The sequence below is a fragment of the Mycobacterium sp. IEC1808 genome (genome assembly GCF_002101935.1).
GTDB lineage: Bacteria > Actinomycetota > Actinomycetes > Mycobacteriales > Mycobacteriaceae > Mycobacterium.
On sequence record NZ_LQPV01000070.1, the window covers coordinates 42419 to 65243 of the forward strand.

The following is a 22825-nucleotide window of genomic DNA, read 5'->3' on the forward strand; positions in this document are numbered from 1 at the left end:
CGTGCTGCTGGCCATCGACGTCCGCAACACGCACACCGTCGTCGGACTGCTGTCGGGATCCAAAGAGCACGCAAAGGTCGTGCAGCAGTGGCGCATTCGCACCGAGTCCGAGGTCACCGCGGACGAGCTCGCGCTGACCATCGACGGCCTGATCGGTGACGATTCCGAGCGCCTCACCGGTGCCGCCGCACTGTCGACCGTCCCGTCGGTGCTGCACGAGGTGCGGGTCATGCTCGACCAGTACTGGCCGTCGGTGCCCAGCGTGCTCATCGAGCCGGGGGTGCGCACCGGGATCCCGCTGCTGGTCGACAATCCGAAAGAGGTGGGCGCGGACCGGATCGTCAACTGCCTGGCGGCATTTCACAAGTACCGCAAGGCGGCCATCGTCGTCGATTTCGGGTCGTCGATCTGTGTGGACGTGGTGTCGGCCAAGGGCGAGTTTCTCGGCGGCGCCATCGCCCCGGGTGTGCAGGTTTCGTCCGATGCCGCCGCCGCCCGCTCCGCGGCGCTGCGCCGCGTCGAGCTGACCCGGCCCCGATCGGTGGTCGGCAAGAACACCGTCGAATGCATGCAGGCCGGTGCCGTTTTCGGCTTCGCCGGTCTGGTCGACGGTTTGGTCCGGCGCATCCGCGACGACGTGGACGGCTTCGCCGGCGATGACGTGGCCGTCGTGGCGACCGGCCACACCGCGCCGCTGCTGCTGCCCGAACTGCACACCGTCAACCACTACGACCAGCACCTGACATTGCACGGCCTGCAGCTGGTCTTCGAACGCAACCGCGACGCCGAGCGCGGCCGGCTGAAGACGGCGCGCTAAGTCGCAGTAGCCGGCGGTCAGTGTGAATCCACGGCGTTGGGTGTGAAACGTCGCAGCGATTGCGCCGAATTTTCCGCCCAGGTGCAACACGCAAAGCCCTGAATGCACACGCAGTGCCTGCTGATGCCTGCTGATGCCTTCTGATGCCTTCTGAGGCCCGCTGGAGCGTCCTTTAAGCTGGCACGTCGTGAGTGACGCCGCCCCCGACCTTCCCGAGCAGTTCCGGATCCGCCGGGACAAGCGCGCTCGGCTGCTGGCCGAGGGATCCGACCCCTACCCCGTCGCGATCGAGCGCACCCACACCCTGGCCGAGGTCCGCGCCGCCCACCCAGACCTGCCCACCGACACCGCCACCGAAGACATCGTCGGCGTCGCGGGCCGGGTCATCTTCGCGCGCAACTCGGGAAAACTGTGCTTTGCGACACTCCAGGACGGCGACGGCACCACGCTGCAGGTGATGGTCAGCCTCGACAAGGTCGGCCGCGAGTCGCTCGACGCGTGGAAGGCAGACGTCGACCTCGGCGACATCGTCTACGTGCACGGCAACGTGATCAGCTCACGGCGCGGCGAATTGTCCGTGCTGGCCGACTCGTGGCGGATGGCGGCCAAGTCGCTGCGGCCGCTGCCCGTTGCGCACAAGGAGATGAGCGAGGAGTCGCGAGTACGGCAGCGCTACGTCGACCTGATCGTCCGCCCGCAGGCCCGCACCGTGGCCCGGCAGCGAATCGCCGTGATCCGGGCGATCCGCAATGCGCTGGAACGGCGCGGCTTTCTCGAAGTCGAAACCCCTATCTTGCAGACGCTGGCCGGCGGCGCCGCGGCCCGGCCGTTCATCACGCATTCCAATGCGCTCGACATCGATCTCTACCTGCGGATCGCGCCGGAACTGTTCCTCAAGCGCTGCATCGTCGGCGGTTTCGACAAGGTCTTTGAGCTAAATCGGGTGTTCCGAAACGAGGGGGCCGATTCGACGCATTCTCCGGAATTCTCCATGCTCGAGACATACCAAACGTACGGAACCTACGACGATTCGGCGATCGTCACGCGCGAGCTTATTCAAGAGGTGGCCGACGAGGCGATCGGAACCCGACAACTGCCGTTCCCGGACGGCAGCGTGTACGACATCGACGGAGAATGGGCGACTATACAAATGTACCCGTCGCTGTCGGCGGCACTCGGTGAGGAGATCACGCCCGAGACGACGGTCGAGCGGCTGTGGGCGATCGCCGATCGGCTTGGTGTGGAGATCCCCGCCGACCGCGACCCCTCTTTCTATGGGCACGGCAAACTCGTCGAGGAGCTGTGGGAGCACACGGTGGGCAATTCCCTGACCGCGCCCACCTTCGTCAAGGATTTCCCAGTGGAGACAACACCTTTGACGCGACAGCACCGCAGCATTCCGGGCGTGACCGAGAAGTGGGACCTCTACCTTCGCGGGATTGAACTGGCCACCGGGTACTCCGAGTTGAACGATCCCGTCGTGCAACGGGAGCGGTTCGCCGCGCAGGCGCGCGCCGCTGCCGCCGGCGACGACGAGGCGATGGCGCTGGACGAAGATTTTCTCGCCGCGCTCGAGTATGGGATGCCGCCGTGCACCGGAACCGGAATGGGTATCGATCGGTTGTTGATGTCTTTGACCGGCCTGTCAATTCGAGAGACAGTTTTGTTCCCGATTGTTCGGCCGCACTCCTGAGTTACCCGTTGCGTCCGGATTGAGTATCCTGCGTTGTTATGGCAGATTGGTGACTTGGGGAGTGAATCCAAACTGCTCAGCAACTGCTCAGGACGAAACGCGAGGGTAAGCTAATGGCGAAAAAAGTGACCGTCACCTTGGTCGATGATTTCGACGGTGCGGGCGCGGCCGACGAAACGGTTGAATTCGGGCTTGACGGGGTGACCTACGAGATTGACCTTTCGTCCAAGAATGCTGCGAAACTGCGCAACGATTTGAAGCAATGGGTCGCGGCGGGCCGCCGCGTCGGCGGTCGCCGGCGCGGGCGTTCCGGCTCGGGACGTGGTCGCGGCGCCATCGACCGCGAGCAAAGCGCCGCGATCCGCGAATGGGCCCGCCGCAACGGGCACAACGTGTCGACGCGCGGCCGCATCCCGGCGGACGTCATCGACGCGTTCCACGCGGCGACCTAAGCGAAGCGCTTACCGGCGCCCGGGTCCGCAAGGCCCGGGCGCCGGTTGTTTTCAATTTCGCTGGCGGCGCAACGCTCGCCGGCCCGCGCGGGAAACGCTTTGGTGTTTTTCCTCGTTTACCTGGTACGGCTGTGCGCCCACGGGGGTATGCGGCCGGGACGGCCAGCAACCGCAACGTTAGGAACCCCGGCGGGCCGACCATTACAGTGGAGAGCAGGTACGCGGTTCCGGCCCCCAGGGGCCGGCAATTGGCCATCAAGAGGTCTGTACCGATGTGAGGGAGAGCAGGTAAGCACCGATGTTCGAAAGATTTACCGACCGTGCCCGCAGGGTCGTCGTCCTGGCGCAAGAAGAGGCCCGGATGCTCAACCACAACTACATCGGCACCGAGCACATCCTGTTGGGTTTGATTCACGAGGGCGAGGGCGTCGCGGCGAAGTCGCTGGAGTCCCTGGGCATCTCGCTCGAGGGCGTTCGCAGCCAGGTCGAGGAGATCATCGGCCAGGGCCAGCAGGCGCCGTCGGGGCACATCCCGTTCACGCCGCGCGCCAAGAAGGTTCTCGAGCTGAGCCTGCGCGAGGCGCTGCAGCTGGGCCACAACTACATCGGCACCGAGCACATTCTGCTCGGCCTGATCCGCGAGGGTGAGGGCGTGGCCGCCCAGGTGCTGGTCAAGCTGGGCGCGGAGCTGACGCGGGTGCGCCAGCAGGTGATCCAGCTGCTGAGCGGCTACCAGGGCAAGGAAGCCGCGGAAGCCGGAACCGGCGGCCGCGGCGGCGAGTCCGGCAGCCCGTCCACGTCGCTGGTGCTCGACCAGTTCGGCCGCAACCTGACGGCCGCCGCGATGGAAGGCAAGCTGGACCCGGTCATCGGCCGCGAGAAGGAAATTGAGCGGGTGATGCAGGTGTTGAGCCGGCGCACCAAAAACAACCCGGTGCTGATCGGCGAGCCCGGCGTCGGCAAGACCGCCGTCGTCGAGGGCCTGGCGCAGGCCATCGTGCACGGCCAGGTTCCGGAGACGCTGAAGGACAAGCAGCTCTACACGCTGGACCTGGGTTCGCTGGTGGCGGGCAGCCGCTACCGCGGTGACTTCGAGGAACGCCTCAAGAAGGTGCTCAAGGAGATCAACACCCGCGGCGACATCATCCTGTTCATCGACGAGCTGCACACGCTGGTGGGCGCCGGTGCCGCCGAGGGCGCGATCGACGCGGCGAGCATCCTCAAGCCCAAGCTGGCCCGCGGCGAACTCCAGACGATCGGCGCCACCACCCTCGACGAGTACCGCAAGTACATCGAGAAGGACGCCGCCCTGGAGCGCCGCTTCCAGCCCGTGCAGGTCGGGGAGCCGACGGTGGCCCACACCATCGAGATCCTCAAGGGCCTGCGCGACCGCTACGAGGCCCACCACAGGGTGTCCATCAGCGACAGTGCGATCGTGGCCGCGGCCACCCTGGCCGACCGCTACATCAACGACCGGTTCCTGCCGGACAAGGCCATCGACCTGATCGACGAGGCGGGCGCCCGGATGCGGATCCGCCGGATGACCGCGCCGCCAGACCTGCGCGACTTCGACGAGAAAATCGCCGACGCGCGCCGCGAGAAGGAATCGGCGATCGACGCCCAGGACTTCGAGAAGGCCGCGAGCCTGCGGGACCGGGAGAAGCAACTGGTCGCCCAGCGGGCCGAGCGCGAAAAGCAGTGGCGCTCAGGCGACATGGACGTTGTCGCCGAGGTGGACGACAACGAGATCGCCGAGGTGCTGGGAAACTGGACCGGTATCCCGGTGTTCAAGCTCACCGAGGCCGAAACCACCCGGCTGCTGCGCATGGAGGACGAGCTGCACAAGCGGATCATCGGCCAGGTCGATGCCGTCAAGGCCGTCTCCAAGGCGATCCGCCGCACCCGCGCCGGGCTGAAGGACCCCAAGCGGCCCTCGGGCTCGTTCATCTTCGCCGGCCCATCCGGTGTCGGTAAGACCGAGCTGTCCAAGGCGCTGGCCAACTTCCTGTTCGGCGACGACGACGCGCTCATTCAGATCGACATGGGGGAGTTCCACGACCGCTTCACCGCGTCGCGGCTGTTCGGTGCCCCGCCGGGATACGTCGGCTACGAGGAGGGCGGCCAGCTCACCGAGAAGGTGCGCCGCAAGCCGTTTTCCGTGGTGCTGTTCGACGAGATCGAGAAGGCGCACCAGGAGATCTACAACAGCCTGTTGCAGGTCCTCGAGGACGGCCGGCTCACCGACGGCCAGGGGCGCACGGTGGACTTCAAGAACACCGTGCTGATCTTCACGTCCAACCTGGGCACCTCCGACATCTCCAAGCCGGTGGGCCTGGGCTTCACCCAGGGCGGCGGCGACAACAACTACGAGCGGATGAAGCAGAAGGTCAACGACGAGCTGAAGAAGCACTTCCGCCCTGAGTTCCTCAACCGCATCGACGACATCATCGTCTTCCACCAGCTGACGCGCGACGAGATCATCCAGATGGTCGACCTGATGATCGAACGGGTCGGCAAGCAGCTCAAGGCCAAAGACATGTCGATGGAGCTGACCGACAAGGCCAAGGCGCTGCTGGCCAAGCGTGGCTTCGACCCGGTGCTGGGCGCGCGCCCGTTGCGGCGCACCATCCAGCGCGAGATCGAGGACCAGCTCTCGGAGAAGATCCTCTTCGAGGAGGTCGGACCCGGACAGATCGTCACCGTCGACGTGGACAACTGGGACGGCGAAGGCGCCGGCGAGGAGGCGGTGTTCACGTTCACCGGGACCCGCAAGCCGCCGGCCGAGCCGGATCTGGCCAAGGCGGGAGCGCACGCGGCTCCCGAAACGCAGTAGCACGACAGCAAACGGGCGGTTAATCTCTGACGGGATTAACCGCCCGTTTCGCATCTAAGGGGCCGCTTGTGCTGATCGTGACAACCAATGACCTTCCGGGCTGGGAGATCCAGCGCGTGTGCGGCGAAGTGTTCGGGCTGACCGTCCGCTCGCGAAATGCGTTCTCCCAGATGGGTGCCGGCTTCAAGGCGATGTTCGGCGGCGAGCTGCAGGGGATGACCAAGAATCTCTCCGACAGCCGCAACGAGGCCCCCTAACTTGCAAGGGACGGCTGATCGCCGAGGCGCGCAACCGCGGTGGCAACGCGATCGTCGCGATGCGCTTCGACACCACCGAGATCGGCGACGTGTGGACCGAGATCTGCGCCTACGGCACGGCGGTCCAGGCGGTCCCGGTCACCGAAGGCGGCAAGTACACCGCCGGCCAGCTCGGCTACGGCGCCGCGGCTCCCCAGCATTGACGCCCGGTCTACACTGACAGCTGTCCTGACGGGACACGGAATCTGGTGAAATTCCAGAACGGTCGCGCCACTGTCGAAAGTCAGACCCGTAGCCCGTCATCCGCAGCGGGGACGCGCAATCCCCGGAAGGAGAACCCGTGGCAAATCTCGAGAAAGCCGGTGCCCGTACTCGGGCGGTCGATCTGTCGGCGGCAAGTGCCGCGCTCTGGTTGGCGGCGACCGCCTTCCTGGCGCTCTTGGCGCTGTACTTCGTCGGGGTCGATCAGGGCGCGGTGTCGCTGTTCGGCAGCGACTCCCACGTGCACGAGTTCGTCCACGACGCGCGCCATCTGCTCGGCTTCCCCTGCCACTGAACCGGGAAAGACCCGGCAGGGTGGAGAAGCGGCTGATTGCACGCGGTCTCCTGGCGGGGGCCGTCGGCGCGGTGCTGGCCTTCCTGTTCGCCCGCGTGTGCGCCGAGCCGGTCATCGCCCGCGCGATCGCTTTTGAGGACGGGCGAAGCGACGCCCTGGACGCTCATGGCGTGCACGAGCACGGCGCCGAGTTGTTCACCCGCGGTGTCCAGGCCAACGCCGGACTGGGTTTCGGCGTGCTGATTTTCGGCCTCGCGATGGGCGCGCTGTTCGCCGTGGCGTTCTGCGTGGTCTCCGTGCGCGCGAGAACCCTTGGGCCGCGGCCGCTTTCGGCTCTGCTGGCGGCGGGCGCGTTCGTAGCGGTATACCTCGTGCCGTTCCTGAAGTACCCCCCGAATCCGCCCGCCGTCGGTCAGGCGGACACGATCGGGGCCCGCACCGGCTGGTATCTGGTGATGGTGGCGGCCTCGGTGGCGCTGACGATCGCCGCGGTGTGGCTGGCCCGGCGGCTCGCCGCTGGGCTCGGCGCGTGGAACGCGGGCCTGGTCGCGGCGCTGGCCTATGTGCTGGCAATCGCGATGCTGGCGGTGCTGCTTCCTGTCGTCGACGAGACGCCGGCGCCGTTGCGCGACGCCTCGGGCGCGATCATCTATCCCGGCTTTCCGGCCGATGTGCTCTATGAATTCAGGCTGCTTTCGCTGGGGGCGCAATTGGTGTTGTGGGCGGCCATCGGCGTGGTCTTCGCGACGCTGGCCGGCCGGCTGCTGGGGGAGCGCGCCGACAGCGGACGGGAACCGAGCGCCGCGACATGACCGACGTCGTCCGCCTGACCCTGGTGTCGCACGCGCTGACCGACGCCATGGCCGACGGGCGCTTTCCCGCGGACGAGCCCCTCAACGGCCTCGGCCTTCGGCAGGCCAAAAAGGCTGGGCGCCTTGAGGTGGATGCGACCACACGCCAGCTCACGGGACCCGAGCGGCGCGCCCGCCAAACCGCCCAGCTGCTGGGCCTGCACGCCACGGTCGAGCCGCGGCTTGCCGACCTCGATTGCGGCGGGTGGTGCGGGCAGACCCTGCGGGCCGTCGGCCCCGCCGATCTCGAGACGTGGCTGACGGATCCGGCGGGCGCGCCGCACGGCGGCGAGTCGATCGTCGCCCTGATGGACCGGGTGGCCGGTTGGTTGGAGTCCCTGACCGGCGACGCATCGCCCGCGGTGGCGGTGACGCACCCCGCGGTGATCCGCGCCGCCATCCTGCGCGGCCTGGATGCACCGCCGAAGTCGTTCTGGCGCATCGATATTGCGCCGGCCAGTCGCACCGTGCTGCATTTCCGAAGCGGCCGTTGGACGCTGCGTTTGTAACCTGATAGCGCATGCGCTATCCAGTTCGTGAGTCACTCGGGGCGCGGCATCGGTGCCAATCGCCAATTCGGCGGCTCGCGCAGCCACGCCGTGGAGACCGTTGACCACTCCCCGACGCCGACATAGCAGCCGAACCGGGTCGTCGCGATGTTGGGATGGGCCAGCAGCAGTCCCGCCGCTGACAGATGTACGGCATCGCAGGTCTCCGCGATCGCCGGCCAGTCCGGATACTTGCGGCCGCCCGCCGTGACGGTGTTCGCGTCGATCAAGTCGGCCCAGTCACGGGCCGAATCGATCCGCGCCACGCGAGCACGGGAGACATCGAAATGCACCTCCCAGCGCGGCATTTCGCGTCTCAGGTTCTCGCCGCAGAGGGTCCACGAGTCCTCGTCCTCCGTGATCGGCGTCGAGGTCCAGAACGCGCCGGCTGGCAACACGCTCAACGGTTCTCGATTGCCGATGCGGGGTGCGCGCAATTCGCCGATCGTTCCCTGATGGATCTGCGGCGAGCCGAACGTCGCCAACCCCGTGAGGGCCGCGAGGCCGGCGACGTCGTAGCTGCGCAGCTCCGGATCGTCGACGTCGAGATTCGCCACCTCTAGATAGCGATCGGAGTAGAGATAACCGCTGACGGCCCGGGTCGCGGCCCGGATCAGCCTCACGGGTACGGCGAGGCCGCCCCTGGACCGCATGTCCTCGATGAACAGCCGCCCCGGAAAGGTATCCAGCAGCGACTCGCCAACACTCACCCGGCTACTTGGGCCCGATCAGCGCGAAGGCCTGCCTGGCGACCTGTAGCATCCAGCCGGTCACCCGGGGGCCGTGATCGCGCGGCCAGTTGAGCTGAAAGCTGACCACCCACGGCTGCTGGTTCTTGTCGACGGCGTACCAGCTGAACGTCAGATCACCGGGCAGCCCACCGGCTTTCGCGCCGATATACGGCCAGATGTTGCGGTCCAACTGGATGCCAGCCACCGCGGAAAGGATTTGCCTGACCGGTGCGGCCGGGCCGACCGCGTCGGCTTGCAGCGCCACGTGCACCCGGCAGATGTCCTCGGCGCTGCCGTACCACTCCGCGCCGTAGGCCGACGCCGGGGTGTGAGCATGGGCCGGATCCGGTTGGTAGGGAGTCGAATCCGCCTGCGCCAGCAGCTGGGCGCGCACCTGCTTGGAGCCCTGCTTCCACTGGTCGCGCAGATCGGGTTTGCCCCAGCCGACGGAGAACAGCTCATACATCGTGGGGAACGGCGTCATGCTGCCCGGGTCGTGATGCCCCGCGGTGGCGAGCGCCTCCTCGATGGCGTGCGTTCCCAGTCTTCCGATCAGCAGGTCGGTGGCCATGTTGTCGCTGGTGGCGATCATCTTCTCGGCGGCCGTGCGCACCGAAACCTGTGCCCCCACAGGCAACTCCAACCCCGACGAGCCGACCGCCCGGCCCTTCTCGGTGACGGTGAGCTGATCATCCCACGACACGGTGCCGTTTCGGACGGCGCTCGCGACCGCGTGCAGCACGTACAACTTGAAAATCGATGCCAGCGGTAGTGATTCGGCGGTGTTGGTGCCGGCGACGGGGTCACAGTGACCGTTGTTGACCTTGGCGGCCTGGTAGGAGTAGCGCGCGCCCGTCTTGCTCAGCACGGCGTCGACGTCGCGCCAGGAGTTGATCTTCGGCGGCTGGGTGTCGACGTCGAACCGGTCGACCCGGCCCTCGTCGTCGGTGTGTATCCGAATGTCTTGCCGCGCGCCGTACGACGTCACCAGGTGCAGGGTGGCGACGCTGGCGCCGAGGTCAACGGCGTCGAGGGTGAAGGGGCGATCCCACCACAGCCCCTCCATGGTGGTCTCTACCGACTCGACCTTCTCGGGCGCGGCCAGGGTGCCCACCCCGACCGGGCCGATCGGCCAGTCCGAGTTCAGCATGTCCAACGTCTGCTGCGCGCGGATGCCGGGAGGCGTCCGGGTGTCGATCTGCCGGCCCGGGTTCGCCGCGTTCGCCTGCGGGGAGGGGGAGGGGGCGCAACCCGGCGCCAGGGTGACCACCAGCGCCGCCGCGGCGCCCAACGCCGCCGCGCGGCGCCGAGCCGATCGGTCGCTAATTACCCTGCTTGCTGCCGGCAACGTCCATCACGACCTCGAATTCCAGCAAAGATGCCCCGGTCGCCACCGGGTTGGCCCGCTCTCCGGCATGAGCCTCGATGGCGGGCCCCTTCGCCCAGGCCTGGAAGGCGTCTTCGGACTCCCAATGCGTAACCACGAAGTAGCGGTTCTCGCCCTTGATCGGGCGCAGCAACTGAAAGCCGAGGAAACCGGGCTGGTTGTCCACCGCGTGCGCGCGGTGGGCGAACCGCTTCTCCAGCTCGGGGCCGGCATCTGCGGGCACCTCGATTGCATTGATCTTCACCACTTGCGGCATTCCGCTAGGCTACCGCGCCGCCCGCCTTAACCGACTTCCGGGCGGGCCACGCAAGATGGTGATATGCCCAGCGACCTGTTGACCTGCCGCGGCGGCCGGGGTGAGCCATTGGTGCTGGTGCACGGGCTGATGGGCCGCGGCACCACCTGGTCGCGCCAGCTGCCGTGGCTGGCGCGGTTGGGCACCGTCTACACCTACGACGCCCCCTGGCACCGGGGCCGTGACGTCGACGACCCACACCCGATCAGCACCGAACGCTTCGTCGCCGATCTGGCCGACGCGGTCGGCTCCCTGGGAACGGCGGCCAGGATGGTCGGGCATTCGATGGGGGCCCTGCACTCGTGGTGCCTCGCCGCGGAGCGCCCGGATCTGGTCTCGGCGCTGGTGATCGAGGACATGGCGCCGGACTTCCGCGGCCGCACCACCGGGCCGTGGGAGCCCTGGCTGCACGCCCTTCCGGTCGAATTCGACTCTGCCGAGCAGGTATTCGACGAGTTCGGGCCCGTTGCCGGGCAATATTTCCTGGACGCCTTCGACCGCACCGAACGCGGGTGGCGCCTGCACGGGCACACCCCGCGCTGGATCGAGATCGCGGCCGAATGGGGGACCCGGGACTACTGGGCACAGTGGGCGGCCGTGCGGGCCCCAGCGCTGCTGATCGAGGCCGGCAACTCCGTAACCCCGCCGGGCCAGATGCGCGCGATGGCCGAAACATCCTCCCCGACAACATATCTGCACGTACCGCAGGCCGGTCACCTGATCCACGACGAGGCTCCGCAGGTGTACCGCGAGGCCGTGGAGTCGTTTCTGGCGGTCAGCGCCGGCCGGTGATCCCGCGCGCGGTGCGCAGCGCCACCGCCATGAGCGTGTTGGTCGGGTTCTGGCAACCGGACGTGACGAACACGCTGCCGTCGGCGACAAAAACGTTGTCCATCTGGTGCATTCGCCCGTTGGGGTCGACGACGCTGGTCGCCGGGGACACGCCCATCTGCATCCCGCCCATCACGTGCTTGGTGTTCGGCGGCGTGCCGCCGCCCAGCTTTCGCTCCAGGCCGTCCGGGACGGCGGCAAACAGCTGCGCGCCGGCCGCCGCCATCATCGCGGTGATGGGCACCAGGTAGAACGTCTGTGCCACCGCCTCGTGCCTGCCCGGCGCCCAGGTCACGCGAGCCACCGGCTGGCCGTTAAGGTCCGTGACCGTCGGGTCGAGGGTGACGTTGTTGGTCAGGTACGGCAAGTCGGTACCGATGAAGTTCACGCCGGCGAGCCGGTCGCGCAGCAGCGAGGCGCGCATCAGGTCCTTGAACGGGCTGCCGAACAGCTGCACCCCGGGCAGGAATCCGAGGATCTCCTGGTAGAACTTGCCCTCGGTGATCGGGTCCTGGCTGCCGCCCAGCTCGCATAGGCCGCCGCGGATGTAGGGCAGCCCGGCCAGCTTCGCCGCGAGCCGGGCCCCGGGGAAGTTGGGGTCGCAGAAATCCTCCATGCACTGCGTGATCGAGCGGCCGCGGTAGGCGTGCACTCGCTGGTCGAGGTAGATGCCGAACCCGTCGACGAAGTTGTGGAACATCAGCCGCGCGCCGATCCGCCCGCTGGCGTCGGGCAGGCCGGACAGCAGCGCCAGGCGCGCGGTCTCGATCGCCGACGCGGCCAGCACCACCAGGTCCGCGCTCTCCCCGCCGGGACTGCCCCGCGGGTCGAGATAGGAGACGCCGGTGGCCCGCCGGCCGGCGAAGTTGACCTTGGTGACGGTCGTTTCGGGACGTAACTGTGCCCGCCCGGTCCGCAGCGCCAGCCGCAGCGGGGCGAGCGCGCCCACCCGGGCCGAGATCGGGCAACCGTAGTTGCTGCAGAAACCGCAATTGTTGCACGCCGGGCGGCCGTCGTATTCGACCGAATTGATCGCGGTCGGGAACGGATACGGATGCAGCCCGATTCGCTTGGCCCCCTTGGCGATCAGCGTCGACGAGCGCTGCTGCGGCCCGGGTGGCATCGGGTATTGCCGCGAGCGCGGCGCGTGCTTCAACGAGAGCGCGGGAATCGTCCCGACGTCGCCCTGCGTCCCGAGCAGCACCTCGATGATGTCGTAATACGGTGCGATCTCACTGTATTCGAACGGCCAGTCCTGCACGTCCGCGCCCGGTTGCGGGCCGAGCATCGACAGCCCCTTGAAGTCGATGTCCCAGAACCGCGGCACCTTGGCGTCCCAGTGCACGGTTCCGCCGCCGACGGTCACCGGAAGCTCGTTGACCGGGCCGACGTAGCCGGCGGCCTGGGAGGCGTTGTGCCGATAGGTGCGCGGGTAGGCGAGCGGGTCCGGCTGCTCGAAGTAGCGGTACAGCGACTTGAGTTCGTCGTTGGCGAATGTCGTCCCGAGCGGACCGGTGCCCTCCAGGTTGGTGAAGTAGTTCGATCCCTTCTCGAATATCACGACATCCCAACCGTTTTCGGCGAGTTCCATCGCCACCGTCGACCCGCCGGCGCCGGAGCCGACGATGACCGCCTTAGGCACTCACGCCGCCCCTTCCGCCCAGTTTGCCGATGACCTGTTCCCAACCCCCGCGGCGCAGGCGGTTGATGATGTCGCTGAGGACGACCACGTCCCACTGAACCGCCTCCACCTCGGCGGGGGTGTACCCGCGCGGCTGGGAGTCCCCGGGGTACTTGATGTCCTTCCAGCCCACCAGGTTCGCGTTGCCGCCGTACTCCGGGACGCTGTACATCGCCTCGATGGTGTGACCGAACAGCACGCCGGCGAACGTCGCCGCCGGACCGTGGGCCAGGATGAGGTCCTGCTTCACCCCCGGAATCGCGGTGAAGTCGCCGCCGGCCTGTTGGTCGAGTAACGCGATGCCGCTGCTGTATTGGTCGCGCAGCTGCGTCAGGCGCTGCTGCCACGCGTAGGCCTGGGCGCGGTTGAGCGGCACGAAGGTGGCCATGTAGTCCTGCGAGCCGCCGGCGCGATTGCTCCACGGCCCGCCGGCGTGCACGTCGGCGGGAGTGACGCCGAAGACCGACAACATCCGGTCCAGGTAGTTGACGACGTTCGCCTCGTGCGCCCCGGGGCCGAACTCGACCGGGCAGTCCTGCGGCCCGGGGATCAGGCGGCGGGTGGCGGCGTCGAGCACCGCGGCCTGGTGCTGCGTCAGGAAGCGGTAGCCCGGGTCGGCCGACGCAACGGGCACGGCGCCCCTCATGGCGGCGGCCAGCGGCAGCAGGCTCAGGCCGCCGAGCACCGCGCGCCGGGACACCGGCGGCAAGCGGGATCCCTGGCCGGCCTCCTCGCTGGGCACATCGGCAGGGTATGACGCGGATATGAGTCTGACGTGGAACGCGGACCGGGCGGCGTGTCGCGTTGCGCGGGAAGGGGCTTGTGGGATAACGCCCAGCACTTGCGGCTCGCCGTCCCACTCCCGGACACGGCCCGAAGCCGGACCCCGCGGTGCGGATCGCGGCACTATTTGATAAATTCTTCAATCGTTCGAATCTAGGAAACGTAGAGTCTTCAGGAGAGCTGCCGTGTCGGTGCCGCTGTACAAGGTCAAGGCCGAGTTCTTCAAGACGTTGGGGCACCCGGCGCGGATCAGGGTCCTCGAGCTCCTCGTCACCGGGGATAAGTCGGTCGCCGAACTGCTGCCCGAGGTGGGGCTGGAGTCGTCGAACCTGTCGCAGCAGCTGGGGGTTTTGCGCCGCGCGGGTGTGGTCGACGCGCACCGGGACGGCAACACGATGATCTATTCGATCGCCTCGCCGGACATCGCCGAGCTGCTGTTGGTTGCGCGCAAGGTTCTCACCGGGGTGCTCAGCGACCGCGTGGCGGTGTTGGAGGACCTGCGCGCCGGCGGCGCGGGGTAGCGCATGGGGTGGATCCGCAAAGCGTTCCGGGTCGGCCGGATCGCCGAACCCGCTACACCCGCTCCGCGGCCGGTGGTGAAACCGCTTGCCGGGGTGCGTGGTTCGCTTCAGATCCGCCACGTCGACGCGGGTTCCTGCAACGGGTGCGAGGTGGAGATCGCCGGGGCGTTCGGACCGGTGTACGACGCCGAGCGGTTCGGTGCGCGGTTGGTGGCCTCCCCGCGCCACGCCGACGCGCTGCTGGTGACCGGCGTCGTGACGCGCAACATGGTGGACCCGTTGGCCGCGACGCTCGAAGCCACCCCGCTGCCACGCCGGGTGATCGCATGCGGGGACTGCGCCCTGAACCGCGGGGTGTTCGCGAACGCGTACGGCGTGGTCGGTGCGGTGGGTGAGCTGGTGCCCGTCGACGTGGAGATCCCGGGCTGCCCGCCGACCCCGGGTCAGATCGTCGAGGCGCTCAGATCGGTGACCGGCAAGTGACCGCGGAACTGGCGACGCGTCCGGTGGCCGCGCCAAGCCTTATGGTCCGCAGGGACTTCCGTCCCGCGCTCGCGGGTGTGCTGACGTCACTGCTCGGCGCGGGCGGGGTATGGGCGGGCACGATCGGAATGTTCGGTTCGGCGCGCGACGTGCGCATCGGGTGGCTGTTGCCGCTGTCGGGGGTGCAGCTGCGCCTCGACCCGCTCGGCGGGTTCTTCATGGCGCTGGTTGGGGCGGTCGCCGTCGTCGTCGGCCCGTACACGATCGGTTATGCGCGCCGCGAGCATCTGGGCGGGACGGCACTGGCGGTGTTGCCGCTGTTCGTCACGTCGATGTTGCTGGTACCGCCGGCGGCGTCGGTCACCAGCTTCCTGTTGGCATGGGAACTGATGGCGCTCGCGTCGCTGGTGTTGGTGTTGGCCGAACACACTCGCCCGCAGGTTCGTTCGGCCGCATTGGCGTACGCGGTGATGACCCAGTTGGGGTTCGTCGCGATCCTGGTCGGGCTCATGGTGCTGTCCGCGGCCGGCGGCGCCGACCGGTTCGCCGACCTGCACCGCATCCCGCAGGGCGCGCGCACCGCGGTATTCGTCTTGACCGTGGCGGGATTCGGTTCCAAGGCCGGTCTGGTGCCGCTGCACGCCTGGTTGCCGCGCGCCCATCCCGAGGCGCCCAGCCCGGTGTCGGCGCTGATGAGCGCGGCGATGGTCAACCTCGGTGTCTACGGCATCTGCCGCATCGACATGCAGCTGCTCGGCCCGGGTCCTCGCTGGTGGGGTCTCACCCTGATGCTGGTCGGCGGCGTTTCGGCGCTCTACGGCGTGGTGCAGGCCTCGGTGGCCACGGATCTCAAACGGCTGCTTGCCTATTCGACCACCGAGAACCTCGGGTTGATCGCGCTGGCGCTGGGTGCGGCCACCCTGTTCGCCGCCGCCGATGCGAACGGGCCGGCGACGATCGCCGCGGTCGCGGCCATGCTGCACCTGATCGCGCACGCGGCGTTCAAGAGCCTCGGGTTCCTGGCCGCGGGGTCGGTGCTGGCGGCGACCGGGCTGCGCGACCTCGACCGGCTGGGCGGTCTGGCCCGCCGGATGCCGGCGACCACCACGCTGTTCGGGGTGGCGGCGCTCGGGGCATGCGGGCTGCCGCTGGGCGCCGGCTTCGTCAGCGAATGGCTGCTGGTCCAGTCGCTGATTCACGCGGCCCCGCAACATGTCACGGTGTTGGCGCTGACCACGCCGCTGGCGGTGGGCGCCGTCGCACTCACGACGGGCCTGGGCGTGGCGGCGATGGTCAAGGCGTTCGGGATCGGATTCCTGGCCCGGCCGCGCTCGGCGCGGGCCGCCGAGGCCAGCGAAGCGCCGGGCAGCATGCTGGCGGGGATGGCGGTCGCGGCGGTCGCCTGTGTGGTGCTCGCCGTGGCGCCCTCGGTCGTCGCTCCCGCGCTGCGCCGGACGGTCGCCGCGCTGCCGGCGGCGCGGGCGGTGCAATTCACCGACCTCGGCGCCGTGGTGCGACTCCCGGGCCTGCAGGGATCGATCGCGCCCGGCGTGATCGCCGCCGGTGTCGTCGTGGCCGCGCTAACCGTCGCCGTCCTGGCTCGGTGGCGCCGGACGCAGCGCCCACAACCCGCCACGTTGCCGCTATGGGCTTGTGGCGCGGAGGATCTCACGGCACGCATGCAGTACACCGCCACGTCGTTCGCCGAGCCGCTGCAGCGCGTCTTCGACGACGTCTTGCGCCCGGACACCAACATCGAAGTCGTGCCCAACGCCGGGTCGCGGTACCTGGCCGACAAGATCACCTATCGCAGCAGCATCGGCGATGCGATCGAGGAGCGTTTCTACATGCCGGTGGTCCAGGCGATTTCGGCGGCGGCGGTGTTGGTGCGGCGCGCCCACACCGGCAGTGTGCACCTGTATCTGGCCTACGGTGCCCTGGGCGTCCTGACCGTGTTGGTGGTCGCCCGATGAACGTCTGGTCCTACGTCGCGGGCGCCGCGCAGATCGGCGGCGTGATGACCGGGGCGCCGCTGGTGGTCGGCCTCACGCGCCAGGTGCGGGCGCGCTGGGAGGGCCGCGTCGGGGGCGGCCTCCTGCAGCCCTGGCGGGACATCGTCAAACAGCTTGGCAAGCAACAGGTTACGCCGCGCGGGACGACGGTGGTGTTCGCAGCCGCTCCCGCGATCGTCGCCGGATCGGCGTTGCTGATCGCCGCGATCGCGCCGCTGGTCGCCACCGGCTCGCCGCTCGACACCAGCGCCGACTTGTTCGCCGTCGTCGGCCTGCTGTTCGTGGGCACCGTCGCGCTGACCCTGGCCGGCATTGACACCGGCACCTCGTTCGGCGGCATGGGCGCCAGCCGCGAGATCACCATCGCCGCCCTGGTCGAGCCCACCATCCTGCTGGCGGTCTTCGCCCTGTCGATGCCCGCGGGGTCGGCCAATCTCGGTGCCCTGGTGGAACATACGATCGACCATCCCGGGCAGGTGGTGTCGCTGGCCGCGGTGCTGGCGTTCGCCGCGCTGGTGATCGTCATCGTCGCCGAGACCGGCCGGCTGCCGGTGGACAATCCGGCGACCCACCTCGAGCTGACGATGGTTCACGAGGCGATGATCCTCGAATACGCCGGGCCGCGGCTGGCGCTGGTCGAGTGGGCGGCCGGCATGCGACTCACCGTGCTCTTGGCGCTGCTGGCAAACCTGTTCGCGCCGTGGGGCATCGCCGGCGCCCAGCCCACCGCGCTGGCCGTGCTCGCCGGCTTGGCGGCGGTGGTGGCCAAGGTCGCGGTGCTCGCAGGGCTGCTGGCCACCGTCGAGGTCTTCGTCGCGAAGCTGCGGCTGTTCCGGGTCCCCGAGTTGCTTTCCGGGTCGTTCCTGCTGGCCTTGCTCGCGGTGGTCGCCGCCAACTTCTTCGCGGTGCCGGCATGACGCCCGACACCTTTGCGGTTCTCCTGGACCTCGCCGCCGGCGGACTGCTCCTGGGTGCGGTGCTGATCGTGTGGCGCCGCGACCTGGTCGCCATCGTCCGCCTGCTGGCGATGCAGGGCGCAGCGCTGGCGGCCATCCCCGTGCTGCGCGGAATGTACGACGGCGACGGCGCGCTGATCGGCGTCGGCATCGCGGTTTTCGTGTTGCGGGCCGTCGTTTTGCCGCGGCTGCTGTCCCGCGCCGTCGGGTCCGGACCGCAGTCGCATCGCGAAGCCACCCCGCTCGTGAACACGGCCACGTCACTGCTGATAACTGCCGCGCTGACGCTGGCCGCCTTCGCGGCCACCCGGCCGTTGGTGAATTTGCAGCCGGCGGCCACGACGACTGCCGTCCCGGCCGCCACCGCGGTCGTTCTCATTGCGCTGCTGGTGATGGTGACACGGCGCCATGCGGTGTCGCAGGCGGCGGGATTCCTGATGCTGGACAACGGAATCGCCGCCACCGCGTTCCTGCTCACGGCCGGGGTGCCCATGATCGTCGAGCTCGGCGCGTCGCTGGACGTGTTGTTCGCGGTCATCGTGATCGGCGTGCTGACCGGCCGGCTGTCTCGTGCGTTCGGGGGTGCCGACCTGGACCGGCTGCAGGAGCTGCACGACTGATGACCGCTCTGCTGCTCACCGCGATCCTCGCGCCGGTCGGTGCGTCGGTCGCCACACTGATCGCCGGCTGGCGCCGGGCGACGGCGACGCTGATCGCCTTGTCGGCGATGACGGTGCTCGGATGCGGTGCGGCGCTGGGGTTCCGGGTCGGATCGGGGACGCAGTTCGCGCTGGGCGGATTGCTGCGCGTCGACGCGCTCACCGTCACCATGCTGATCGTCATCGGAATCGTTGCCGCACTGGCCACCTGGGCAAGCATCGGCTACCTCGACGCCGAGCTCGCGCACGGCCACACCGACGCGCGCGGCGCCCGAATCTACGGCGCGCTGACGTCGGCCTTCCTGGCGGCGATGGTGGTGGCGGTGTGCGCCAACAACATCGGGGTCATCTGGATCGCCGTCGAAGCCACCACCGTGATCACCGCCTTCCTGGTCGGGCATCACCGCACCCGCGGCGCGCTGGAGGCGACGTGGAAGTACGTCGTGATCTGCTCGGTCGGCATCGCAGTCGCCTTCCTCGGCACGGTGCTGCTGTACTACGCGGCCGAGCACGCCGGCGCCCCGGCCGCGGCCGCGCTGAACCTCGACGTGCTGGCGGCGCATGCCGGGACGCTGAATCCCGACATCGCCCGGCTCGCGGGCGGGTTGCTGCTCATCGGCTACGGCGCGAAGGTCGGGCTGTTTCCGTTCCACACCTGGTTGGCCGACGCGCACAGCCAGGCCCCGGCGCCGGTTTCCGCGCTGATGAGCGGGGTGCTGCTGTCGGTGGCCTTCTCGGTACTGATCCGACTCAAGCCGATCATCGACGCGGCCACCGGGCCCACCTTCATGCGGTCCTGGCTACTGGTGATCGGGCTGGCCACGCTGGTGGTGGCGGCCCTGATGCTGACGGTGACCCCCGACCTCAAGCGCATGCTCGCCTACTCCTCGATGGAGAACATGGGCCTGATCGCGATCGCCGCGGCCGCGGGAACCACGCTGGCCGTCGCCGCGCTGCTGTTGCATGTCCTGGCCCACGGAATCGGGAAAACGGTCCTCTTCCTGGCGAGCGGCCAGCTGCAGGCCGCGCACCGCTCCACCGCGATCGCCGACATGAGCGCCGTGCTGCGGCGCTCCCGTCTGGTCGGTGCAGCGCTCGCGGTCGGTGTGGTCGTGCTGCTCGGGCTGCCGCCGTTTGCGATGTTCGCAAGCGAGTTGGCCATTGTCCGCTCGCTCGCCGATGCCAGGCTCACGTGGGCCATCGGGGCGGGCCTGCTGTTGGTCGCGATCGCCTTCGCCGCGCTGGCGCGCAACTTCGGCCGAGTCCTCTTGGGGGACAGCCGCGCTGACGCGCCGGAGATCACGGTGCCGCGGACGGTCGCGGCGGCGTTGGTCATCGGGGTCGCCGCGTCGGCGGTGCTCGGTGTCACCGCGGGCCCGCTCACCGGCTTGTTCACCACCGCCGCCAGCGAGGTCGGGGTCCCGCGATGAGCCGTGATTGGGTGCGTCACAGGGTATCCCAACCCAGCCTGGCGGAGACGGCGGAAATGCTGCTGGACAGGGGCTTTCGTTTGGCCCTGATGGCCGCCCACGACGATGGCGGCGCCTTTCGCGTCGTATATCTCTTCCTGGCCGGCTGGCCCGATCGCCGCGTCGAATTGGAATGCGTTGTGCCGAAGGATAATCCGGAGATCAGATCGCTGGCGTATCTGTCGTTTGTGGCCGGCCGGTTCGAGCGCGAGATAGCGGACCTGTACGGTATCCGGCCGCTCGGGCATCCCAAGCCGCGACGGCTGGTGCGCCACGCCCACTGGCCGGAGGAGTGGTATCCGATGCGCAGCGCCGCGCCGACCGCCCCCAAATTCGATGGCAGCAGCCATTTTCCGTTCGTCACCGTCGAGGGGCCAGGGGTGTACGAGATCCCGGTGGGTCCGGTGCACGCGGGGTTGATCGAGCCCGGCCACTTCCGCTTCTCCGTCGCCGGCGAAACCGTGCTGCGGCTCAAGGCCCGACTGTGGTTCGTCCACCGGGGCCTGGAAAGGCTCTTCGAGGGCCGCCCAAGCGGCGGCGCGGTCGACTTGGCCGAACGCGCCAGCGGCGACACCTCCGCCGCGCACGCGCTCGCCCACTGCCTCGCAGTCGAGGATGCGCTCGGGATTGAACTCCCCGACGAGGCGCACCGACTGCGGGCGCTGCTCGTCGAACTCGAACGGCTGTACAACCACTCCGCGGACCTGGGCGCGCTGGCCAACGACGTCGGCTTCGGCATCGCCCACGCGCACGCGCAACGCGTGCGCGAGGAGCTGTTGCGACTCAACGCGATCGTCACCGGACATCGGCTGGTGCGCGGCGCCATCCGCCCGGGCGCGGTCGCGCTGCGGGCGCTGCCGGATGCCAACGCGTTGCGGCGGATTGCCGCGGATGTCGCCGAGATCGCTGAGCTGACGCTGCACAACGCCGTGGTGTACGACCGGTTCGCCGGGACGGCGGTTCTGGGCAAGGAAGACGCCGAGGCCCTCGGGTGCCTGGGCTACGTGGCGCGCGCCAGCGGTATGCGCACCGACGCGCGAATCGAACATCCCGCCTGCGCGCTGCCCGTGACCGAGGTCGGCGCCGCCACCGGTGACGTGCTGGGCCGCTACACGGTGCGGCGTGACGAGTTCGCGGCGAGCGCCGAGCTGGCGTGTCATCTGATCGAGTCACACAGTGGCCCAATCGAATACGTCGAGGCGGCGCCCGCCTCACCCGGGCCCCGAAGTGGCATTGGCATCGTCGAAGGCTGGCGCGGCACCATCGTGCACCGCGTCGAAACCGATGCCGCCGACCGGATCACGCGCGCGAAGATCGTCGACCCGTCCTGGTTCAACTGGCCCGCGCTGCCCGTCGCGATGGCCGACACGATCGTCCCGGACTTCCCGCTGGTCAACAAAAGCTTCAATCAGTCGTACGCGGGCAATGACCTCTAGCCCTCGCCCAGCAACGCGAACCGGCCGTCGACCGTCCGTGTCACCAGTCCGTCGGCAAGAAGCGAATCCAACGCCCGGTCACGCTGCTGCGTGTCGCTCAGCCAGGCCACGTCGAGTTCCGCCCGGGTGACGGGAGAGTCCTTGGCGCGCAACACGTCCAGCAATCGTCCGCGCACCTGGCGGTCGGTTCCCGCATAGGTCTGGACGCGGCGGGCCGGCCCTTGGGCGGGGGGATAGCCGGCTCGCCGCCACGCGCACTCGCCAAGCGGGCACAACCCGCAGCGCGGGGACCTGGCGGTGCACACGATCGCGCCCAACTCCATGAGCGCCACCGAAAACGTCGGCGCCCGTTCGTCATCGGGCAGCAATGCCGAGACGTCCGCGTGGTCCCGCGCCGCGGACGGTGGCCCGGAGTCGGCCAAGCCGTGCACGGCGCGGGCGATCACCCGCCGCACGTTGGTGTCGACCACCGGCACCGGCCGACGGTAGGCGAAGCATGCGACGGCGCGCGCGGTGTAGCTGCCGACGCCGGGCAGCGTCAGCAGCACCTCGATGTCGTCGGGGACCACGTCGCCGTGGTCGCGCGCGATGACGGTGGCGCACTCGTGCAAGTGCTTGGCGCGCCTCGGGTAGCCGAGCTTGCCCCACGCCCGCAGCACATCGGCCGCGCTGGCCGCGGCGGTCGCCGACGCGGTGGGCCAGCGCCGCACCCAGTCCGGCCAGATCGTCAGCACCCGGGTCACCGGTGTCTGCTGCAGCATGAACTCGCTGACCAGGATCTGCCACGCGGTGACATCCGGCTGGCGCCAAGGCAAGTCACGGCGGGACCGCTCGTACCAATCGATGAGCTCGCCCGGGCTGACGTTCATGTGCGGGTGCGGCATGATATGGGCCATGCCGAACACCAGCCCGATAACCGCGTGGAAAGCACTCAAAGAGGGTAACGAGCGATTCGTTGCCGGCAAGCCGCAGCATCCCAGCCAAAGCGTCGATCACCGGGCCAGCCTGGCCGCCGGTCAAAAGCCCACCGCGGTCGTGTTCGGCTGTTCGGACAGCCGGGTGGCCGCCGAGCTCATCTTCGACCAGGGTTTGGGCGACATGTTCGTGGTCCGCACCGCCGGGCAGGTCATCGACTCCGCGGTGCTCGGCTCCATCGAGTTCGCGGTGACGGTGCTCGACGTGCCGCTCATCGTCGTCCTCGGCCACAACAGCTGCGGCGCCGTCAAGGCGGCCCTAGCGGCGATTCAGGACGGCGCAATACCCCCAGGTTTTGTGCGCGATGTGGTGGAGCGGGTTGCGCCGTCGATCCTGATGGGCCGACGCGACGGCCTGACCCGCGTCGACGAATTCGAGGAACGCCACGTCAAAGAGACGCTCGCACAACTCGTCGCGCGTTCCTCGGCCATCGCCGAGCGGGTGGGCGCGGGCACGGTGGGCATCGCGGGCGTCACCTATCACCTCGCCGACGGCAAGGCGGCGCTGGTAGACCATGTCGGGGATATCGGCGAATAACCGCCGGATTCCGCGACCCGCCGACGTTTGTGTGCGGTGCCGGCGTTGAGTGTGCGCCGGCG

Annotated in this window: 22 protein-coding genes and 1 pseudogene; 17 read left to right on the top strand and 6 right to left on the bottom strand. The window is 68.8% G+C overall.

Translation table 11 applies throughout. The features are described 5' to 3' along the window. Position 1 precedes the first annotated feature (1 nt). The 8 genes and pseudogenes from AWB92_RS28040 to AWB92_RS28075 all read left to right on the top strand — a co-directional run bounded on the left by AWB92_RS28040 (position 2) and on the right by AWB92_RS28075 (position 7968). Positions 2–817 carry a type III pantothenate kinase gene (locus AWB92_RS28040; protein ID WP_085191511.1) on the top strand — a complete coding sequence of 272 codons (816 nt, stop codon included), beginning with the start codon at positions 2–4 and terminating at the stop codon, positions 815–817. Positions 818–1004: 187 nt separating this feature from the next. Next, positions 1005–2510 (top strand): lysine--tRNA ligase, encoded by a 1506-nt coding sequence (lysS, locus tag AWB92_RS28045; RefSeq protein WP_085191513.1) that lies wholly within the window; start codon positions 1005–1007, stop codon positions 2508–2510. A gap of 113 nt (positions 2511–2623) precedes the next feature. Continuing rightward, the gene (gene lsr2, locus AWB92_RS28050) at positions 2624–2962 is read left to right on the top strand and encodes a histone-like nucleoid-structuring protein Lsr2 (protein ID WP_036363110.1); all 339 of its coding nucleotides are present in this window, start codon (positions 2624–2626) and stop codon (positions 2960–2962) included. Positions 2963–3260: 298 nt separating this feature from the next. Next, positions 3261–5795 (top strand): ATP-dependent protease ATP-binding subunit ClpC, encoded by a 2535-nt coding sequence (gene clpC1, locus AWB92_RS28055; protein ID WP_085191515.1) that lies wholly within the window; start codon positions 3261–3263, stop codon positions 5793–5795. A 68-nt stretch (positions 5796–5863) separates the two neighbouring features. After that, a pseudogene (locus AWB92_RS28060) lies at positions 5864–6255 on the top strand (YbjQ family protein). A gap of 137 nt (positions 6256–6392) precedes the next feature. After that, entirely contained in the window at positions 6393–6608 is a 216-nt protein-coding gene (locus AWB92_RS28065) for a CbtB-domain containing protein (RefSeq protein WP_068100037.1), read from the top strand. Between the two features lie 20 nt (positions 6609–6628). Beyond that, positions 6629–7420 (top strand): CbtA family protein, encoded by a 792-nt coding sequence (locus AWB92_RS28070; RefSeq protein ID WP_085191517.1) that lies wholly within the window; start codon positions 6629–6631, stop codon positions 7418–7420. Continuing rightward, positions 7417–7968 carry a histidine phosphatase family protein gene (locus AWB92_RS28075; RefSeq protein ID WP_085191519.1) on the top strand — a complete coding sequence of 184 codons (552 nt, stop codon included), beginning with the start codon at positions 7417–7419 and terminating at the stop codon, positions 7966–7968. The genes AWB92_RS28070 and AWB92_RS28075 overlap by 4 nt, the downstream gene beginning before the upstream one ends. A 32-nt stretch (positions 7969–8000) precedes the next feature. Here the strand turns inward: AWB92_RS28075 and AWB92_RS28080 are convergent, their stop codons facing one another. The 3 genes from AWB92_RS28080 to mhuD are packed head-to-tail and all read right to left on the bottom strand — an operon-like array spanning position 8001 to position 10381. Next, positions 8001–8717 carry a hypothetical protein gene (locus AWB92_RS28080; RefSeq protein WP_085191521.1) on the bottom strand — a complete coding sequence of 239 codons (717 nt, stop codon included), beginning with the start codon at positions 8715–8717 and terminating at the stop codon, positions 8001–8003. A 4-nt stretch (positions 8718–8721) separates the two neighbouring features. After that, positions 8722–10086, bottom strand: a complete 1365-nt coding sequence (locus AWB92_RS28085; RefSeq protein WP_085191523.1) for a serine hydrolase — start codon at positions 10084–10086, stop codon at positions 8722–8724. Further along, entirely contained in the window at positions 10061–10381 is a 321-nt protein-coding gene (gene mhuD / locus AWB92_RS28090; RefSeq protein ID WP_067153222.1) for a mycobilin-forming heme oxygenase MhuD, read from the bottom strand. The genes AWB92_RS28085 and mhuD overlap by 26 nt, the downstream gene beginning before the upstream one ends. A gap of 63 nt (positions 10382–10444) precedes the next feature. Here mhuD and AWB92_RS28095 point away from each other — a divergent pair, with 63 nt between their 5' ends. Then, positions 10445–11212, top strand: coding sequence for an alpha/beta hydrolase (locus AWB92_RS28095; RefSeq protein WP_085191525.1), 768 nt, complete (start codon positions 10445–10447; stop codon positions 11210–11212). Here AWB92_RS28095 and AWB92_RS28100 read toward each other — a convergent pair. Both AWB92_RS28100 and AWB92_RS28105 read right to left on the bottom strand, forming a co-directional pair. After that, the gene (locus AWB92_RS28100) at positions 11196–12893 is read right to left on the bottom strand and encodes a GMC family oxidoreductase (RefSeq protein ID WP_085191527.1); all 1698 of its coding nucleotides are present in this window, start codon (positions 12891–12893) and stop codon (positions 11196–11198) included. The two genes, AWB92_RS28095 and AWB92_RS28100, sit on opposite strands and share 17 nt — an antisense overlap. Next, positions 12886–13674: a gluconate 2-dehydrogenase subunit 3 family protein gene (locus AWB92_RS28105; protein WP_085191529.1), complete on the bottom strand. Its 789-nt coding sequence runs from the start codon at positions 13672–13674 to the stop codon at positions 12886–12888. Before AWB92_RS28105 ends, AWB92_RS28100 begins: the two co-directional genes overlap by 8 nt. Before the next feature lie 226 nt (positions 13675–13900). On the opposite strand from AWB92_RS28105, the gene AWB92_RS28110 reads away from it, so the two are divergent. From AWB92_RS28110 to AWB92_RS28140, 7 genes are read left to right on the top strand one after another with little or no spacing between them, the layout of a single operon-like run. After that, positions 13901–14236 (top strand): lsr2/espR transcriptional regulator, encoded by a 336-nt coding sequence (locus AWB92_RS28110; RefSeq protein WP_068105752.1) that lies wholly within the window; start codon positions 13901–13903, stop codon positions 14234–14236. 3 nt (positions 14237–14239) lie between these two features. Continuing rightward, entirely contained in the window at positions 14240–14719 is a 480-nt protein-coding gene (locus AWB92_RS28115; protein WP_085191531.1) for an NADH-quinone oxidoreductase subunit B family protein, read from the top strand. Between the two features lie 41 nt (positions 14720–14760). After that, a complete protein-coding gene (locus AWB92_RS28120) occupies positions 14761–16692 on the top strand; it encodes a proton-conducting transporter membrane subunit (protein WP_085191680.1) in 1932 nt (643 codons plus the stop codon). Further along, entirely contained in the window at positions 16689–17648 is a 960-nt protein-coding gene (locus AWB92_RS28125; protein ID WP_085191533.1) for an NADH-quinone oxidoreductase subunit H, read from the top strand. Before AWB92_RS28120 ends, AWB92_RS28125 begins: the two co-directional genes overlap by 4 nt. Then, the gene (locus AWB92_RS28130) at positions 17645–18307 is read left to right on the top strand and encodes a hypothetical protein (RefSeq protein ID WP_085191535.1); all 663 of its coding nucleotides are present in this window, start codon (positions 17645–17647) and stop codon (positions 18305–18307) included. The genes AWB92_RS28125 and AWB92_RS28130 overlap by 4 nt, the downstream gene beginning before the upstream one ends. Then, on the top strand, positions 18307–19776 hold the full coding sequence (locus AWB92_RS28135; protein WP_085191537.1) for a proton-conducting transporter membrane subunit: 1470 nt from the start codon (positions 18307–18309) through the stop codon (positions 19774–19776). Before AWB92_RS28130 ends, AWB92_RS28135 begins: the two co-directional genes overlap by 1 nt. Beyond that, positions 19773–21251 carry an NADH-quinone oxidoreductase subunit C gene (locus AWB92_RS28140; protein WP_085191539.1) on the top strand — a complete coding sequence of 493 codons (1479 nt, stop codon included), beginning with the start codon at positions 19773–19775 and terminating at the stop codon, positions 21249–21251. The genes AWB92_RS28135 and AWB92_RS28140 overlap by 4 nt, the downstream gene beginning before the upstream one ends. On the opposite strand, the gene AWB92_RS28145 is transcribed toward AWB92_RS28140, so the two are convergent. Next, entirely contained in the window at positions 21248–22147 is a 900-nt protein-coding gene (locus tag AWB92_RS28145; RefSeq protein WP_085191541.1) for an A/G-specific adenine glycosylase, read from the bottom strand. The genes AWB92_RS28140 and AWB92_RS28145 overlap by 4 nt on opposite strands. Here AWB92_RS28145 and AWB92_RS28150 point away from each other — a divergent pair. Next, positions 22146–22763 (top strand): carbonic anhydrase, encoded by a 618-nt coding sequence (locus tag AWB92_RS28150; protein ID WP_085191543.1) that lies wholly within the window; start codon positions 22146–22148, stop codon positions 22761–22763. The genes AWB92_RS28145 and AWB92_RS28150 overlap by 2 nt on opposite strands. Positions 22764–22825: the final 62 nt, after the last annotated feature.